The 16,619-nt window shown below is 73.9% G+C and carries 13 protein-coding genes; 10 read left to right on the plus strand and 3 right to left on the minus strand.

Annotation, left to right across the window (positions count from 1 at the left end):
- The first annotated feature begins 235 nt into the window (after nt 1–235).
- The 8 genes from ACSP50_RS25115 to ACSP50_RS25150 all read left to right on the plus strand — a co-directional run bounded on the left by ACSP50_RS25115 (nt 236) and on the right by ACSP50_RS25150 (nt 10,813).
- Nucleotides 236–1,603, plus strand: a complete 1,368-nt coding sequence (locus ACSP50_RS25115; RefSeq protein ID WP_099344156.1) for an acyltransferase — start codon at nt 236–238, stop codon at nt 1,601–1,603.
- 136 nt (nt 1,604–1,739) lie between these two features.
- Nucleotides 1,740–2,273 carry a chemotaxis protein CheW gene (locus ACSP50_RS25120; RefSeq protein WP_014692094.1) on the plus strand — a complete coding sequence of 178 codons (534 nt, stop codon included), beginning with the start codon at nt 1,740–1,742 and terminating at the stop codon, nt 2,271–2,273.
- On the plus strand, nt 2,270–3,646 hold the full coding sequence (locus tag ACSP50_RS25125) for a protein-glutamate O-methyltransferase CheR (RefSeq protein WP_014692095.1): 1,377 nt from the start codon (nt 2,270–2,272) through the stop codon (nt 3,644–3,646). Before ACSP50_RS25120 ends, ACSP50_RS25125 begins: the two co-directional genes overlap by 4 nt.
- Nucleotides 3,643–4,176: a chemotaxis protein CheW gene (locus ACSP50_RS25130; RefSeq protein WP_014692096.1), complete on the plus strand. Its 534-nt coding sequence runs from the start codon at nt 3,643–3,645 to the stop codon at nt 4,174–4,176. The genes ACSP50_RS25125 and ACSP50_RS25130 overlap by 4 nt, the downstream gene beginning before the upstream one ends.
- A complete protein-coding gene (locus tag ACSP50_RS25135) occupies nt 4,173–5,639 on the plus strand; it encodes a methyl-accepting chemotaxis protein (RefSeq protein WP_014692097.1) in 1,467 nt (488 codons plus the stop codon). The genes ACSP50_RS25130 and ACSP50_RS25135 overlap by 4 nt, the downstream gene beginning before the upstream one ends.
- Before the next feature lies 1 nt (nt 5,640).
- Nucleotides 5,641–7,749: a response regulator gene (locus ACSP50_RS25140; RefSeq protein WP_014692098.1), complete on the plus strand. Its 2,109-nt coding sequence runs from the start codon at nt 5,641–5,643 to the stop codon at nt 7,747–7,749.
- Nucleotides 7,746–8,819, plus strand: coding sequence for a chemotaxis-specific protein-glutamate methyltransferase CheB (gene cheB, locus ACSP50_RS25145; RefSeq protein WP_014692099.1), 1,074 nt, complete (start codon nt 7,746–7,748; stop codon nt 8,817–8,819). The genes ACSP50_RS25140 and cheB overlap by 4 nt, the downstream gene beginning before the upstream one ends.
- Nucleotides 8,816–10,813 carry a response regulator gene (locus ACSP50_RS25150; RefSeq protein ID WP_014692100.1) on the plus strand — a complete coding sequence of 666 codons (1,998 nt, stop codon included), beginning with the start codon at nt 8,816–8,818 and terminating at the stop codon, nt 10,811–10,813. The genes cheB and ACSP50_RS25150 overlap by 4 nt, the downstream gene beginning before the upstream one ends.
- A gap of 8 nt (nt 10,814–10,821) precedes the next feature.
- Here ACSP50_RS25150 and ACSP50_RS25155 read toward each other — a convergent pair whose 3' ends face one another.
- Both ACSP50_RS25155 and ACSP50_RS25160 read right to left on the minus strand, forming a co-directional pair.
- Nucleotides 10,822–13,329 (minus strand): FtsX-like permease family protein, encoded by a 2,508-nt coding sequence (locus ACSP50_RS25155; protein WP_014692101.1) that lies wholly within the window; start codon nt 13,327–13,329, stop codon nt 10,822–10,824.
- Entirely contained in the window at nt 13,326–14,093 is a 768-nt protein-coding gene (locus tag ACSP50_RS25160; RefSeq protein ID WP_014692102.1) for an ABC transporter ATP-binding protein, read from the minus strand. Before ACSP50_RS25160 ends, ACSP50_RS25155 begins: the two co-directional genes overlap by 4 nt.
- A 149-nt stretch (nt 14,094–14,242) precedes the next feature.
- Between ACSP50_RS25160 and ACSP50_RS25165 the strand changes: the two genes are divergently transcribed.
- Together ACSP50_RS25165 and ACSP50_RS25170 are read left to right on the plus strand one after the other, a co-directional pair.
- Nucleotides 14,243–15,379, plus strand: coding sequence for a sensor histidine kinase (locus tag ACSP50_RS25165; RefSeq protein WP_014692103.1), 1,137 nt, complete (start codon nt 14,243–14,245; stop codon nt 15,377–15,379).
- Between the two features lie 13 nt (nt 15,380–15,392).
- The gene (locus tag ACSP50_RS25170; protein ID WP_014692104.1) at nt 15,393–16,031 is read left to right on the plus strand and encodes a response regulator transcription factor; all 639 of its coding nucleotides are present in this window, start codon (nt 15,393–15,395) and stop codon (nt 16,029–16,031) included.
- A gap of 63 nt (nt 16,032–16,094) precedes the next feature.
- On the opposite strand, the gene ACSP50_RS25175 is transcribed toward ACSP50_RS25170, so the two are convergent.
- Nucleotides 16,095–16,562 carry a DUF2690 domain-containing protein gene (locus ACSP50_RS25175; RefSeq protein ID WP_014692105.1) on the minus strand — a complete coding sequence of 156 codons (468 nt, stop codon included), beginning with the start codon at nt 16,560–16,562 and terminating at the stop codon, nt 16,095–16,097.
- Nucleotides 16,563–16,619 lie beyond the last annotated feature (57 nt).

Below are 16,619 nucleotides of genomic sequence, written 5' to 3' on the forward strand. Positions count from 1 at the left end.
CGTCACAGGCGCGAGGCGGTCACTGCCCGCCGGATCCGCGGGCGGCCACCGCCACATAGAGGACTCTTGACGCGTACGCCGTGACCAGCCCAAAGGGACGCAACCGCGATGCACACACGTCGCACAATCGCACTGGAATCGGACACAGTTCCCGCTATCGGGGTAATCCGGTACGGCCTTCTTGCCAACCGATCGACCCTGCCGGATGCGCGTTCCGCGTGGCTACGGTTCCCCGGTGCGCAACCGATACCTGGATCTGCTCCGTGCCGCGGCGATCGTCCGGGTGATCGTCTACCACCTGTTCGGCTGGTCGTGGCTGTCCATCGTGATGCCCGCCATGGGCGTCATGTTCGCCCTGGCCGGCTCGCTGACCGCGGCGTCGCTGGAGCGGCGCCCGGCCCGGGACGTGGTCACCTCCCGGGTGCGCCGGCTGGTGCCTCCCCTGTGGCTGCTCGGCCTGCTCGCCGTGCCGGTGATGATCGCTCTGGGCTGGTCCCGGGAACACGGGGGCGAGCACCCGTTCAAGGTGTGGAAGCTGGCGTTCTGGATCCTGCCGCTCGGCGATCCCCCGGGCAGCGAGCTCGCCGTCGACGCCTGGGAACCACTCTGGTACATCCGGGCCTACGTCTGGTTCATCCTGCTCTCCCCGGTCCTGTGGTTCCTCTGGAAGAAGCTGGGTCCGGCCTGCTGGCTGCTGGTGATCGCCCCGATCCTGGCCATCGTGGCGCTCGACAAGACCGGCTTCGAGCTGCCGGAGACCGCCGACGTGGTGATGTGGGACTTCGTCACCTACGCCGCCTGCTGGATCACCGGTTTCGCCCACCGCGACGGCCGGCTCCGCAGACTCGCCCCGGCCACGGTCGTGTTCCTGTTCGTGACGCTGTCCTGCGCCGGGCTGTACTACCAGAGCGGCCACCAGGGTGACGATCCGTGGGACCTGAACGACGTCTCCGAGTCGCAGTCGCTGTACTCCCTGGCCTTCGTGCTGCTGGCGCTGCGCTGGCAGCCGAGCATGACCTGGCTGTCCCGGACCAACCTGCTGGACCGCGCGGTCACCCTGCTCAACGCCCGGGCGGTCACCGTGTACCTCTGGCACAACCTGGCCATCGCCGCCGTCTGGCCGGTCCTCAGCTTCCTGACCGCCGACGACCTGGGCCACCTGGAGAAGCCGGTCACCCTCGGGATGACGATGACGCTGACCGCGGTCGCGGTGCTGCTCTTCGGCTGGGCCGAGGATCTGGCCGCCCGCCGCCGCCCGCGGCTGTGGCCGGACACCGCCATCCCGGCGGCCGCCGACCCCGCGCCGACCGCCCCCGCTCCCGCGCCTGCCCCCGCGGCGCCGGCGGCCGTGGCCCTGGACGGGACGGTCCCGGCCGGGTGGCCCGAGGTGCACCGGGACGGCGCGCCGCACGCCGGCTGGACCGACGCCGGCCGGGAGGGCACCCCGGTCGCCGGGCGGCGTCCGCCGGCCGCCCGGCACAGTACGGAGAGCGCCGGCGCCTCCACCGAGAAGCGGGAACGCCCGTCCCGGGGCCGTCTGTCCCGGAAGGCGAAACGCCAGCCGGAGTCGCTGATCCCGACCTGGTGGGCGGACAAGGAGTGAGCCGCCGGCTCCGGCGGACGCGGTGGGCGGCCGCTCGCCGGAGCCGGCCCGAACCGGGCCGCCCGCGGCACGGAAAGGTCTGGGCGAAGCGAGCGAAGCTCGCGAAATGGACGCGGCGGATGGCTAGCCTGAACCCGTGGGGCAGCTACGACAGGCTCCGGCGGGCGAGGCCGGAACGATCGCGCTGGTCTTCCAGGCCGGTCCGCTTTTCTGTGCGCTGCCCCTCGCCGAGGTCATCGAGACCATGCGGCCGCTGCCGACCCGCCCGCTGGCCGGCACCCCGTCCTATGTCCGGGGCCTGACGATCCTGCGCGGCGAGCCCGCCCCGGTGATCGACATGACCCGGTTGCTGACCGGCGTGTCGTCCGGGATCGATCGGTACGTTGCGGTGCACGCCGGACGCGGTCCGGTGGCCTGTGCGACCGGGCCGGTGCTGGGCGTGCGGACCGTGCACGCGGTCCCGCCGGAGGGTCCGAGCACGCTGTTCACCGGAGCATCCCGCTCACTGGTCGCGGCGGTCGGCACGGTCGGCACCGAGCCGCTGCTGGTGCTGCGCAGCATCCGCACCGTCCCGGACGAGGTCTGGGACGCCGCCGGCCGCGACCGGGACACCGCGGAGCCGGGCACCGCGCAGGCGGTCGCGGCACACGACACCGGAGCGACCGGGTGAGCGGCGAGCCGCCCCTGGTGCGATTCCGGGAAATCCTGGAGCGGCGGCTCGGCTGGGCCGCCGCCGACACCGAGGCGGTGCCGGTCCTGCCGGTCCTCGCCGAACGCGCGGCCGCCCGCCAGCTGACCGAATCCGCCTACCTGGATCGGCTGGCCGGCCGGGCCTGGCCGGAGGAGACCGTGATCCTGGCCGAGCGGCTCAGCATCACCGAGACGTACTTCTTCCGGCACGGCGACCAGTTCCGGGCGCTCGCCTCCCGGGTGCTGCCGCAGCGGATCGAGGCCCGGGCCGGCCAGCGGGTGCTGCGGATGCTCTCGGTCGGCTGCTCGTCCGGCGAAGAGGCGTACTCGCTGGCGATCGTGGCGCACCGGGTGCGACCGGCCCCGGACTGGATCGTCGCGGTGCTCGGCGTCGACGCGAACCCGGAGGTGCTGCGCCGGGCCCGGCGGGCGGTCTACTCCGAGTGGTCGCTGCGGGAGACCCCGCCGGACGTGCGGAGCCGCTGGTTCCGGTCGGTCCCGGACGGCTACGAGGTGGCCCGGGAGATCACCGGCTCGGTGCAGTTCGTCGAGCACAACGTGGCCGGGCCGGAGGATCCACGGATCTGGCAGCCCGGCCGGTACGACGCGGTGTTCTGCCGCAACCTGCTGATGTACCTGACCCCGGCGACGGTCCGCGGCGTGCTGGACCGGATCACCGGCTCGCTGGCCGACGGCGGCGCGCTGTTCCTCGGGCACACCGACTCGCTGGGCAGCGCCCCGCCGGGCTTCACCGTGGAACACCACGGCGACACGGTGTTCTACCGCCGCAGCATCGCAGCGCCCACCCCGCAGCCCGCGCCCCGGGCCGCGCCGCCGCGGGTCGCGCCGCCGCCACGGGTGCGGTCACCGCGTACGCCGGAAATCCGCTCGCGAGCCCTTGATCTTCTGCGGGACGAGCGGTTCGCCGAGGCCCTCGACCTGCTCGCCCCGGTGTCGTCGCAGCATCCGCTGCTGTACGGCGTGCTGCTCGCCCAGCTCGGGCGGCTCCCGGAGGCGGCCGCCGTGGCCACCCGCCTGATCGACGCCGGCGCTCCGCAGCCGGACGCGCACCAGCTGCTCGGGCTGTGCCGGGAGATCGACGAACCGGATCAGGCGGCCGCGCAGTACCGGCTGGCCGCCTATCTCGATCCCGGGTTCGCGATGCCCCGGCTGCGGCTGGGGCTGCTGGCCCGGCGCGAGGGCGACGAGACGGCCGCCGCGGCCGAGCTGACCGCCGCGCTGGACCTGCTGCCGCGCGAGTCCGAGGAGCGGATCACCCTGTTCGGCGGCGGGTTCGGGCGGCTCACGCTGAGTGTCCTCTGCCGGGCCGAGCGGGACGGGGCACGGCGGTGACCGACCGGGTGCTGTCCCGGGTCGAACGGCTGCGGGCCGAGTTCGACCACTCGTTCGCGGTGCCGCTGCGCACCCTGGACGACGAGTCGGTGGAGCTGCTCGCGGTCGGGGTCGGTGGCCGGGCGTACGCGCTGCGCCTGTCACAGACCTCGGGCCTGTACCCGAACCGGCCGGTCACCCCGCTGCCGACCACCGTCCCGGCGCTGCGCGGCCTGGCCGGGTTCGCCGGCGTGGTGGTCCCGGTGTACGACCTGGCCGCGCTGCTCGGCCACCCGATCGCCGAGCAGCCGCGCTGGCTGGTGCTGGCCGCCGGGAGCCCGCCGCTGGCGCTCGCCTTCCACCAGCTCGACCACCACGTCCGGGTGCCGTCCGCCGACGTCGTCGACGGTTCCGGGGCGGCGTCGTCCCGGGGCTGCCTGCGCGGGATGGTGCGGCTGCCGGACGGCGACCGGCCGATCGTCGACGTGCCGGCCACCCGCGTCCTGGCCCACCGGATGGCCGGGCACGAACACCCGGAGGTGTCCTCATGATGGACGGCCAGACGTTCGGCCGGAAGCTCGGCTTCGGAGTCGGGCTGACCGGCCTGCTCACCCTGCTGTCGGTGGTGGTCTCCACCCTCTGCCTGCTGTTCGTGGTGCACGCCAAGGACCGGGTGATCGCCGCGGCGACCCACGAGCTGACCGGCGCGGAGAACCTGAACCGGCTGATGGAGAAACGGCTGGGCGACTACCGGGGCTTCATGCTCTACGGAAGCGACGAGTTCGCCACCGCCACCGGGCAGGACCGCGCCGACTTCCTCGCCCAGCTCGCCGACCTGCAGAACGACTCCAGTACGGCGGTCAAGGCGTTGCTCAAGCAGACCGCCGACGCCGAGGCCAAGCACGCCGAATGGGTCGACGTGGTGATGCAGAAGCGGACCCAGACGAAGGATCCGCTGGCCGCGGCGGCGCTCAACAACACTCAGGCGATGCCGCTGCGCAGACAGGTGCAGGCGACCCTCGCCGACCTGATCGCCACGGTGCGCTCCGACGTCGAGGCCGACCGCCGGCACTCGTCGCGGCAGGCGAACCTGGCGATCGCGGTGATCGTCGGGCTCGGCGCGCTCACCACGGCCAGCGCGGTCATGGTGGCCTGGCGCCTGAGCCGGGACCTGCGCCGCGAGGTGGGCGCCGCGGTCGGGCACATCCAGAGCTCGTCGGCCCAGCTGGAGGCGGCCGCCGCCCAGCAGGTCAACGGTGGCCGGGACCAGGCCAGCGCGATCAACGAGATCACCACCACGATCAACGAACTGCTGATCACCTCCCGGCAGATCGCGGACAGCGCGCAGCGGGTGTCCCAGATCGCCGAGGAGACCGAGGCGGCGGCCCGCACCGGGGACGCCACCATCGACCAGACCCGGGCCTCGATCACCGCGATCCGCACCCAGGTCGACCAGATCGTCCAGCACATGCTGGCGCTGGGCGAGAAGTCGCAGCAGATCGGCGGGGTCGTCGACCTGGTGTCGGAGCTGGCCGAGCAGACCAACATCCTGGCGATCAACGCGACCATCGAGGCCAGCGGGGCCGGCGAGTGGGGTCGCCGGTTCGCCGTGGTGGCCGAGGAGATCCGCAAGCTGGCCGACCGCACGGCCGCCTCAGCCAAGGAGATCCGGGCGCTGATCGACGACGTGCGCGGCGCGGTGAACACCACGGTGATGGCCACCGAGATCGGCGCCAAGGCGGTCGACGCCGGCGCCCGGCAGTTCGACGAGGCGACCAACTCGTTCCGGGAGATCGCCCAGCTGGTGTCCACCACCAACGACGCCACCCGGGAGATCGAGCTCTCCACCAAGCAGCAGACCACCGCGGTGGAGCAGGTCAACCTGGCGGTGTCGGACACCGCCCGGGTGTCCCGGGAGACCGAGAGCAGCGCGGTGCAGACCAAGCAGACCGCGGCGCACCTGAGCACCCTCTCCGGCGACCTGCTGGAGCTGGTCGGGACCCGGAGCCACTGAGATGGCCGAGAGCCGCGACCCGTTGCGCTACTTCCGGATCGAGGCGCAGGAGTTGGTCGAGCAGATCAGCGCCGGGGTGCTCGACCTGGACCAGCAGCGCGGGGCGGAGCCGGTGGCCCGGCTGCTGCGGGCCGCGCACACGCTCAAGGGCGCGGCCCGGGTGGTCCGGCAGAAGGAGATCGCCGACCGGGCGCACGAGTTCGAGGAGATCCTGGTCGCGCACCGGGAGGACGCGGCCGGGCTGGCCGCCGGGGACATGCGGGAACTGCTGCGGCTCAACGACGAGATCAGCGCGCAGGTGACCGCGCTGACCCGGCCACCGGCGCCACCCCCGGTCGTGGAGACCACGCCCGCCCTGGAGACCACGCCCGCCGTGGTGGCCACGCCCGCCGTGGAGGTCGCCCCGGAACCTCGGGCGGAGCCGGTGGCGGAGACCGTGGCGCCCCGGGCGGCGACCGCCGATCTGGACGACCTGCTCGACGCGATCACCGAGACCACCGCCCGGATGGCCCCGCTGCGGGCCGGCAGCCGCGTCGTCGAGAAGCTGCGGACCAGCGCCGAGACGCTCGCCGATCAGCTGCGCGGCGGCCGGACCGCGGCCGCGGTCACGCACGCCTCGGCCCGGCGGCTGGCCGGCGAGCTGGGCTCGGCCGGCCGGCGGCTCAGCGACGCGGTCGACCAGATCGAACGGGAGCTGGACGACGTCCGGGCCAAGGCGGAGAGTCTGCGGCTGGTGCCGGCCGGGAGCATCTTCACCGCGCTGCGCCGGGCGGTCCGCGACGCCGCGGACACCGAGGGCAAGCAGGTCCGGTTCGTCACCCACGGCGCCGACGTGCGGATGGGCTCGCACCTGCTCGGCCCGGCCAGCTCGGCGTTTCTGCACGTGGTCCGCAACGCGGTGGTGCACGGGGTGGAGCCAGCCACGGAGCGGGCGGCGGCCGGGAAACCGGCGGAGGGCACGGTCACCTTCGAGGTGGAACGGCAGGGCCGGTACGCGACCTTCCGCTGCACCGACGACGGGCGCGGCTTCGACGTGGCCGCGCTGCGGCACCAGGCGCAGGCCCGCGGGCTGCTGCCGGGCGCCGGGCCGGCCGACGCCGAGGTCCTCGACCTGGTGCTGCACGGCGGGATCAGCACGTCGGCGACGGTCACCGAGGTGGCCGGCCGGGCGATCGGGATGGACGTGCTGCGCGACGTCGCCGCCCAGCTCCGCGGCGAGGTGCGGATCCGCAGCACCCCGGGGGCCGGGGCGAGCGTCGAGCTGGTGGTGCCGCTGGCCCTGCTGAGCATGACGGGCCTGCTGATCGAGGCGGGCGGGGTGACCGCCTCACTGCCGCTGGACGCGGTACGTGCCTGCGTGCGGCTGAGCCCGGCGGAGGCGGAGACCGCGGCCGGCAGCGGCCGGCTGGTCCACCAGCATGTGGCGATGCCGTACCAGCCGCTGATCGAGGCGCTGGGCGTCGGGCGGCCGGCGCCGGACGCGGCCGGGCCGGGCGCCGCCGTGGTGCTGCACGGCGACCAGGGCGCCGCGGCGGTCGGCGTGGATCGACTGCTCGGCACGCATTCCCTGGTCGCCCGGTTCCTGCCCGAACTGGCCCCGACCACCCCGGTGATCAGCAGCGTGTCGATCGACAGCGAGGGCAATCCACGGCTGGTGCTCGACCCGGACGGGCTGATCCGGGAGATGGTGCACGACCCGGCCACCGCGGGTCGCCCGGCCGTCGCCCCGGTCACGCCGCCGCTGCCGATCTTGGTCGTCGACGACTCGCTGACCACCCGGATGCTGGAGCGCAGCATCCTGGAGTCGGCCGGTTACGAGGTCGACCTGGCCGCCTCCGGCGAGGAGGGCCTGGAGCGGGCCCGCTCCCGGCGGTACGGGCTGTTCCTCACCGACATCGACATGCCCGGCATCGACGGCTTCACCTTCGTCGAGCGGACCCGGGCCGACCCGGAGCTCGCCGCCGTCCCGGCCATCCTGGTCAGCTCCCGGGCCAGTGCGGCCGACCGCGACCGCGGCATCCGGGCCGGAGCCAGCGCCTACGTGGTCAAGGGCGAATTCGATCAGGAGGAGCTTCTGGGGCACATCCGCCGCCTGGTGGTGCGCGCATGATCCGGGTGCTGGTGGTCGAGGACTCCGCGACCATGCGCTACCACCTGCGCGAGGCGCTGACCGAGGACCCGGAGCTGGAGGTGGTCGGCGAGGCGGTGACCGGCGAGCAGGCGGTCACGCTGACCGGCCGGCTGCGCCCCGACGTGATCACCATGGACATGATGCTGCCCGGGATCAGCGGACTGCAGGCCACCGAGCACATCATGGCCGAGCACCCGACGCCGATCCTGGTGGTCTCCTCGGCCGACCGGCAGGAGTTGTTCAGCACGTACAACGCGCTGGCCGCGGGCGCGGTCGACGTGATGGAGAAACCGCGCGGCGACGACTCGGACGCCGACTGGGCCCCGCGGCTGCGCCGGACGCTGCGGATGGTCTCCCGGATCCGGGTGATCACCCACCCGCGGGCCCGGCTGGACGGCCGGGCCCGCGCGGCCTCACCGTCGCTGCCACCGACCCCGGCCGCGACCATGCCGCACCCGGCGAACGCGATGACGCTGATCGCGGTCGGTGCCTCGACCGGCGGCCCGGCCGCGCTCACCGAGCTGCTGCGCAGCCTGCCGCCGAACTTCCGGCCCCCGGTGCTGTGCGTGCAGCACATCGCGGCCAGCGAGCAGTTCGCCGTGGCGTTCTCCGACTGGCTGGCCGGGCAGACCGGGCGCAACGTGCGGTACGCCACCGACGGCACCCCGGTGCGCACGCTGACCGGTCAGGTGCTGCTCGCCCCGCCGGACCGGCACCTGTACGTCCGCGACCACGTGCTGCGCCTGTCCGACGGGCCGCCCCGGCACTCCTGCCGGCCCTCGGTCGACGTGCTCTTCGAGTCGGTGGCCACCGAGTACGGCAACCTGGCGGCCGGCTGCCTGCTGACCGGGATGGGCCGCGACGGCGCGGCCGGGCTGCTGCAGATGCGCCACCGCGGGGCGATCACCTTCGCCCAGGACGAGCACAGCTGCACGGTGTACGGCATGCCGCGGGAGGCCGCGCTGCTCGGCGCCGCCATGCACGTGCTGCCGCCGGCGCGGATCGCGGCCCGGCTGGCCGAGCTGCAGCCGGTGGTGATCCGCCGATGACCCCGACCGTCCTGATCGTCGACGACAGCCTGACCGTCCGGATGGATCTCCACGACGCGTTCACCGACGACGGGTTCACCACCATCCTGTGCGCGACCGGCGCCGAGGCCCGCGAGGCGTTCACCCGCGCCGAGTTCGACGCGGCGGTGCTCGACGTGCTGCTGCCCGACGCGGACGGCCTGGAACTGCTCACCGAGCTGCGCGCCTCGGCCGGGCACGCGAACGTGGTGACGATGCTGCTGTCGGTGGAGAGCGACGTGTCCGACCGGCTGGCCGGGCTGCGGATCGGCGCCGACGAGTACATCGGCAAGCCGTACGACGCCGGGTACGTGGTGGCCCGCACCCGGCAGCTGCTCGGCGGGCAGCCGTCCGGCCGGGCCGCGGGCGGGGCGCCGGCCATCCTGGTGATCGACGACAGCATGACGTTCCGGGAGCGGCTGCGCGAGCTGCTGGAGCCGGAGGGGTACACGGTGCTGACCGCCTCCGGCGGTGAGGAGGGCCTGCGGATGGCCGCCGACCGCCGGCCGGACGCGGTGATCGTCGACGGGGTGATGCCGGGCGTCGACGGGGCCACGGTGATCCGCCGGATCCGGCTCGACCCGGCGCTGCGCGACACCCCGTGCCTGCTGATGACGGCGGCCGACGACTACGCCACCGAGATGCAGATGCTCGACGCCGGGGCCGACGCGTTCGTGCGCAAGCAGCAGGATCTCGCGGTGGTGCTGGCCAAGCTGGCCGCGGTGCTGCGGCAATCGGCCGAGCAGCTGCCGATCGAGGGGATCGGCGGCCTGCACGGCCCCGGCAAGGTGCTCACCGTGACCCCGGACCGCGACGAGCAGGAGTGCTGGGCGGAGGCGCTGCGCACCGACGGGTACGACATCGTCGCCTGCCGGGACGTCACCGAAGCCCTGGCGCTGCTCGGCGAGCAGCCGGCCGACTGCATGGTGCTCGGGTTCGACCACGACCTGGCCGCGGCCCAGGCGGCCTGCCGGCGGGTGCGCGAGGTGCCGCAGGTGGGCGACATCCCGGTGGTGGTCGTCGGGCGCGAGGACCACATGCTGGAGTGCCTGGCCGCGGGCGCCGACGACTACGTGCGCTCGTCCGACGTCCCGGAGGGGCTGCGGGTGCACGTGCGGGCGCAGATCCGCCGCAAGCAGTCCCACGACGAGGCGCGGCGGATCCGTGAGGAGCTGATGCGCCGCGAGCTGGACGCCGCCGAGGAGCGGGCGGCCCGGCAGCTGGCCGAGACCCGGGCCGCGATGGTCGAGGAGCTGGAGTGGCGCAACCGGGAGCTCGAGGCGTTCTCCGGTTCGGTTTCCCACGACCTGCGCGGCCCGCTGCAGGTGATCAGCAGTTTCGCCGAGCACATGCTGGACGAGGCGGACGACGAGCAGCTGGGTGAGCAGACCCGGCACCGGCTCGGCCGGATCCACGCGGCCGCGCTGCGGATGGCCGACCTGGTCGAGTCGCTGCTGATCCTGGCCCGAGCCAGCCGCGGCGAGCTGCGCCGGGCGCGATTCGACATGACCGCCACGGCCCGGCAGGTGTGCGCCGAGGTGGCCGCCCGGGATCCGGACCACAAGGTCGACTTCCAGGTTCAGGAGGGGATGACCGCGGACGCCGACGAGGGCCTGGTCCGGGTCATCCTGGAGAACCTGGTCAACAACGCGGTGAAGTTCACCCGCAAGGTCGAGCGTCCGGTGATCACCGTCGGCTTCGCGGACGACACCTACTTCGTCCGCGACAACGGGGCCGGTTTCCCGGCCGGCAAGGCCGGGGAGCTGTTCCGCCCGTTCGCCCGCCTGCACGACGCGCGCGACTTCCCGGGCACCGGGATCGGGCTGACCACCGTGCACCGGGCGATCGAGCGGCACGGCGGGGAGATCCGCGCCGAGGGTGAGGAGGGTCAGGGTGCGACGTTCCGGTTCAGCCTGCCCCCGGCGGACGGGCCGCCCGGTCCGGAGCGGCGGGGCCAGGCCCGCCGCTCCGGCTGAGCCGGTCGTTACTCGGTGCCCAGCGCGGTCACCGGGCTGACCTTCGCGGCCCGCCGGGCCGGCAGCACCCCGGCCGCCCCGGTCAGCGCCACCAGGGCCAGGAAGGCGCCGGCGAGCTGCCAGCCGGGCACCGCGAGCGGCGCGTTCACACCGATCGCCTGGATCGCCAGCCAGGCGTAGGGCACCCCGAGCAGCAGGCCGAGCACCGCACCGATCACCCCGTACAGGGCCGACTCGGCGGTCAGCATGGTGCGCAGCGCGCCGCGGGACATGCCGATCGCCCGCAGCAGACCCGACTCGCGGACCCGCTCGACCACCGACAGCGCGGTGGTGGCGCCGACCCCGACCACCGCGATCAGCACGGTCAGGCCGATCAGTCCGAGCGCGATCCCGAGCAGCGTCGCCAGCTCCGAGTTCAGCTCGTCACGCTGGTCGGCGAGCACGGTCACGCTGTAGTCGCCCTGACCGCCGGCGACCGCGCGGATCGCCCGCAGCGCCTCGGTCCGGCCGCTCTCGCCGTCGTGCGCCGCGTCCGCCAGGATCCCGTTGAACGTGGCGCCCGCGCCCAGCGCGGTCAGGTCCGCCGGGGTGACCAGCAGGCTGGCGTGCAGCGGCGCGTCGTCGCCGAGCACCGCCGCCACGGTGAAGGTGACCTTCTTCGCGCCGTTCGCCACGGTCACCTGACCACCCACACCGGCGCCGGCGGACTCCGCGGTGAAGCTGGAGATCACCGCCTTGCCGGGCGCGAGGTCGGCGAGCGAGCCCGAGCGGACGTCGAGATCCGCCAGCCTCGGCACCGACGGCACGTCCAGGTCGGTGACCGCCACGTGATCGATGTCGCCGATGCTGGCCGCGGCCAGCCGCCGGTACGCCACGACCCGGGTCAGCTCGCCGCTCGCCTTCGCCTTGGCGACCATCTCGGCCGGCACGGTCACCCCGTCCCCACCGGTCAGCTCGAAGTCGGCCGGTGCCGAGGCGGCCAGCTCCCGCTCGCCGAGCGCCCGGACCGACGCGCCGCCGACCAGCACCCCGGCGACCAGGGTGACACCCAGCGCGACCACCACCGAGACCGCCGCGGCCCGACGGGCGCTGCCGCCCACCCCGCCGACGGCCAGCCGGCCGACCGGGCCGAGTCGCCGCAGCGGCCAGCCGGCCACCGCCAGCACCGGCCGGACCAGCACCGGGCCCAGCGCGATCAGCGCCACGAAGGCCAGCGCGCCGGAGGCGACCACGGCCAGCAGCATGGTCTGCGCGTCGTAATCCTTCTGATCCGGCTTGGGCAGGTTGACCATCACGTAACCGGCCAGCGCCAGCGCGCCCGCCAGCGGCAGCAGGCCGCCGATCCAGCGCAGCACCCCGATCCCGGTGCGGGCGCCGGTCCCGGCCGCGGCGCGCAGCGCCTCGAGGGGCGCCACCCGGGCCGCCGAGACCGCCGGGGCGAGTACCGCGACCACCGAGATCACCACGGCCAGCAGGATGGTGCCGATCGCCCAGAGGACCGGGATCCCCGGGTTCTGCACCTTCCAGCCGAAGCCGCGCAGCAGCGCCGGGATCCCGAAGCCGGCCGCCTGCCCGGCCAGCACCCCGGTCGTGCCGGTGACCAGGCCGGTGAGCGCGCCCTCGGCGGCCAGCGCCCGGAACGTCGCGCCGCGGCCCGCACCGATCGCCCGCAGCAGCGCCAGCTGACGCATCCGCTGGGCGAAGACGATCCGGAACGTGCTGGCCGCGATCAGTCCGGCCGCGGCGACCGCGATCCCGACGAACATGCCGACCACCGCGAACAGGGAATCGATCTGGCTCGCCGCCTGGCGGGCCTCCTCCAGCCGGACGTCGGCCCCCGTGGCCACCTCCGGCCGGTCCTCCTGCTTGGCGCCGGCGAACATCGCCTGGATCTTCTCCTGGATCGGCCCGGCGTCGGCCCCGGCGGCCACGTCGATGTCGATCTGCTGCAGGTAGGGCTCCGGGGTCAGCCCGATCACGGTGTTCGACGGGGCGTACGCGTCGCCGCCGAAGTCGTGCGGCGGGTCGACCACACCGACCACTTTGAGCGGCACCTTCCTGCCGCTGCCCGGGTCGACGCCGACGGTCGAGCCGATCGACAGGCCGAGCAGCTGCACGGTGCGCGGGGTGATCGCGATCTCGCCGGGCGCGCTCGGATAGCGCCCCTGGGCGACCTTCACCAGGGCGAGCGGGCCACTGCCCGGGTCCGCGGTGATGCTCAGGTACTGCCCGCCCAGCTGGCCGCCGACCTCGGTGCGCGCGGCCGTGCCGGCCACCCCGGGCAGGGCGGTGATCTGGGCCAGCTGCTTGTCGTTCAGTGCGCCGTTGCGGACGATCAGGTCGACCGTCTCCGGGGTGCCGCTGAGCCCGTCCAGAACGCTGCGCTCGGTGATGTCGCGGGCCAGCACGGTGGCGTAGACCACGAACGACGCGACGAGCACGGCCAGACCGGTGAGCAGCAGCCGGGCGGGGCGACGGGCGGCACCGGCCATCTGCGTACGCAGAATCGTGTTCACCGGCCGGCCGCCAGCTTCTGCAGCGCGTCGGTGACCGACGCGATGTCCGGGTTCCGGATCTCCCCGGCCAGCTGCCCGTCGGCGAGCAGCACCACCCGGTCGGCGTAGGCCGCGGCACCCGGGTCGTGGGTCACCATCACGATCGTCTGCCCCAGCTGGCGCACCGAGTCGCGCAGCAGACCGAGCACCTCGGCGCCGGAGCGGGAGTCCAGGTTGCCGGTCGGCTCGTCGGCGAAGAGCACCTCCGGCCGGGAGACCAGCGCCCGGGCCAGCGCCACCCGCTGCTGCTGGCCGCCGGAGAGCTCGCTGGGCAGGTGCCCGAGGCGGCCGGCCAGGCCGAGCGTGGTGACCAGCCGGTCGTACAGCTCGGCGTCCGGCTTCCGGCCGGCCAGGTCGAGCGGCAGCGTGATGTTGCCGGCCGCGGTCAGCTGCGGCAGCAGGTTGAACGACTGGAAGACGAAGCCGATCCGCTCCCGGCGCACCTTCGTCAGCACCCGGTCGGACTGCTTGGTCAGGTCGCTGCCGCCGAGCAGCACCTGCCCGGAGGTGGCCGTGTCCAGGCCGGCCAGGCAGTGCATCAGGGTGGACTTGCCGGAGCCGGACGGGCCCATGATCGCGGTGAACCGGGAGCGTTCGAAACCGACGGTGACCCCGTCGAGGGCGCGGACCGCGGTGTCCCCGGTCCCGTACACCTTCACCAGGTCAACGGCCGCGACCGCCGCGAGGGCGTCGCGGCCGGCCAGAGGTGAGGACTGCGTCTGCATGGAAAGCTCCAAGGAAGCTGGGAACCGGACGAGAGAATCCTGATGGATCACCGCAACCCCCACATCCGCTCTCGGACCGGGTTCCCGGCGGCCCGGGTCTAACTTTCGGCCGATCAGATCCCGCACCGGGCCGCCTACGCTGGGTCACGATGAACCGCATACTTCTGGGCTTCCTGCAGGTGGCCGGGCTGGGGCTGATGGCCCTGCTCGGCATCGTCGACGTGACCGGAAGCATGACCGAGAGCCCGCTGTTCCCGATCCAGGTGGCGCTCGCGATCGGCGCCGCCGCGGTCTGGCTGCCGCACTACAAACCCGGGTCGATCCTGCTGCCCACCGCCGCGATCGCCGCCGCCGGCGCGTCGCTGCTGGTCACCGCGGGGCTGGCGGTCACCGATCCGTACGGCGGACTGTGGGGCCTGGCCGAATCGACCGCGCTGCTGATCACCCTGACCCTGGTCGCCCGCAACGCCCGGCCCGACTGGGCGGTGCTGGCCCTGGTCGCCACCGGCGCGGCGGTCAGCGTGATGCCGCTGCGCTCCGGGCACAGCACCATCTACGGGACGTTCTGCCTGATCCAGGCGCTCGGTGCGGCCGGCGCGATCGGCTTCGGCGTCACCCTGCGGATCACCGCCGGCAACCGGCAGCGGGCCCTCGACACGGTCCGCGCCGAACAGCGCGCCGAATTCGCCCGCGACCTGCACGACTTCATCGCCCACCACGTCACCGGCATCGTGGTGCAGGCGCAGGGCGCCCGGTTCATCGCCGAACAGGACCCGAAACGGGTGCTGCTCGCCCTCGAACAGATCGAACAGGCCGGCACCGAGACGATGACCTCGATGCGCCGGATGGTCGGCGTGCTGCGCGACCCGCAGTCCCGCCCGGACGCGCCGCTCGCCCCGGTCGCCGGAGTGCCCGAACTCGCCGCCCTCGCGGACCAGTTCACCGCGGCCGGCGGCCCCCCGGCCCGGCTGCACCTCGACGGCGACCCGCACGGCCTGCCGGTCGAGGTCTCCACCTCGGCGTACCGGGTGGTGATGGAGGCGCTGACCAACACCCGGCAGCACGCGCCGCAGGCCACCGCCGTCGACATCTGGGTCCGCCGGCTCCGCGACCAGTTGCTGATCCGGGTGGCCAACGACGGCCCGGCCCCGCGCCCGACCCTCGACCGGCCGGGGTACGGTCTGGTCGGGCTGACCGAACGGGTCCGCGCCGCCGGCGGCCGGATCAGCTCCGGCCCCGGCGTCGACGGTGGCTGGGTGGTCGACGCCGTCTTCCCGATTCCGTAAGGGGAAATGCTCAGTGATCCGTGTGCTCGTGGCTGACGACCAGGCGATGGTCCGCACCGGCTTCGGGATGATCATCGGCGCGCAGCCCGACATGGAGGTGGTCGGCGAGGCCGCGGACGGCGTGGAGGCCGTCGAGGCGGCCCGCCGCCTGCGCCCCGACGTCGCGCTCTTCGACATCCGGATGCCGAAGATGGACGGTCTGCAGGCGCTGCGGCTGCTGGCCGGCCCCGGCGTCGTCGACCCGGTCAAGGTGGTCATGGTCACCACGTTCGACCTCGACGAATACGTCCACCAGGCGCTGCGCAACGGGGCCTGCGGCTTCCTGCTCAAGGACGCGGGGCCGGCGCTGCTCATCGAGGCGGTGCGCGCGGCCCACTCCGGCGACGCGCTGATCAGCCCCTCGATCACGGTACGTCTGCTGGAGCACCTGTCCCAGCCCGCGCCGTCCACCGACGACGGCGGCCTGTCACCGCGCGAGCTCGAGGTGGTGCGGCTGATCGCCCGGGGCCGGACCAACGCGGAGATCGCCACCGAGCTGTTCATCTCGGTGGGCACGGTCAAGACCCACCTGGGCAGCGTGCAGTCCAAGATCGGCCTGCGGAACCGGGTCGAGGTCGCCGCCTGGGCCTGGGAACACCGCATCGTCACCTGACGGACAGCCGATTCCCGCGCCGACCCGCGCCCGTCCGCCGTCGTCGGACGGGCGCGGGTCGGCTCAGAACCAGGGGGTGCAGTCCATGATGAGGTGCCGGCCGGACGGGCCGAGAGTGGCGGCGCAGGCCCGGCCGGCCAGGTCGGCGTCGGAGAGCATCGGGGACCAGGTCTGCGTGGTCGGGGTGGTCGCCAGGCGCAGGCGGCCGTTGGAGTAGCGGGTCTCGGTCCAGTGTTCGGCGTGGGCCGGGAAGGCGGCGCCGACGCGGGACCAGACGGTGCGGCAGGTGGCGCTGTAGCGCAGCTCGACCCAGCCGCGCGCCGAGACGTGCGGGGTGACGGCCTCGTCGGCGCAGTGCTGCGGGACGTTGTCCGGGCAGCCGGCGCCGCACGTGTTGTAGGTCTGCGGGTCCTGCTGGTCACAGGCTTCGCCGCAGCCGGTGGGCACCGGAGCGGCCACCGCCGGCGCCGCGGTGGGCAGCGTGAGGGCGGCCGTGACCAGCAGGCCCACCACCGGTCCGGACTTCGTCATTCCTCCGACGCTAGGCGGCCGGGCCGGTTGGCGGGCCCGGTTGGCGCAACCGGCTGC

The sequence above is a fragment of the Actinoplanes sp. SE50/110 genome, assembly GCF_900119315.1.
In the GTDB taxonomy this organism is placed as follows: Bacteria; Actinomycetota; Actinomycetes; order Mycobacteriales; family Micromonosporaceae; genus Actinoplanes.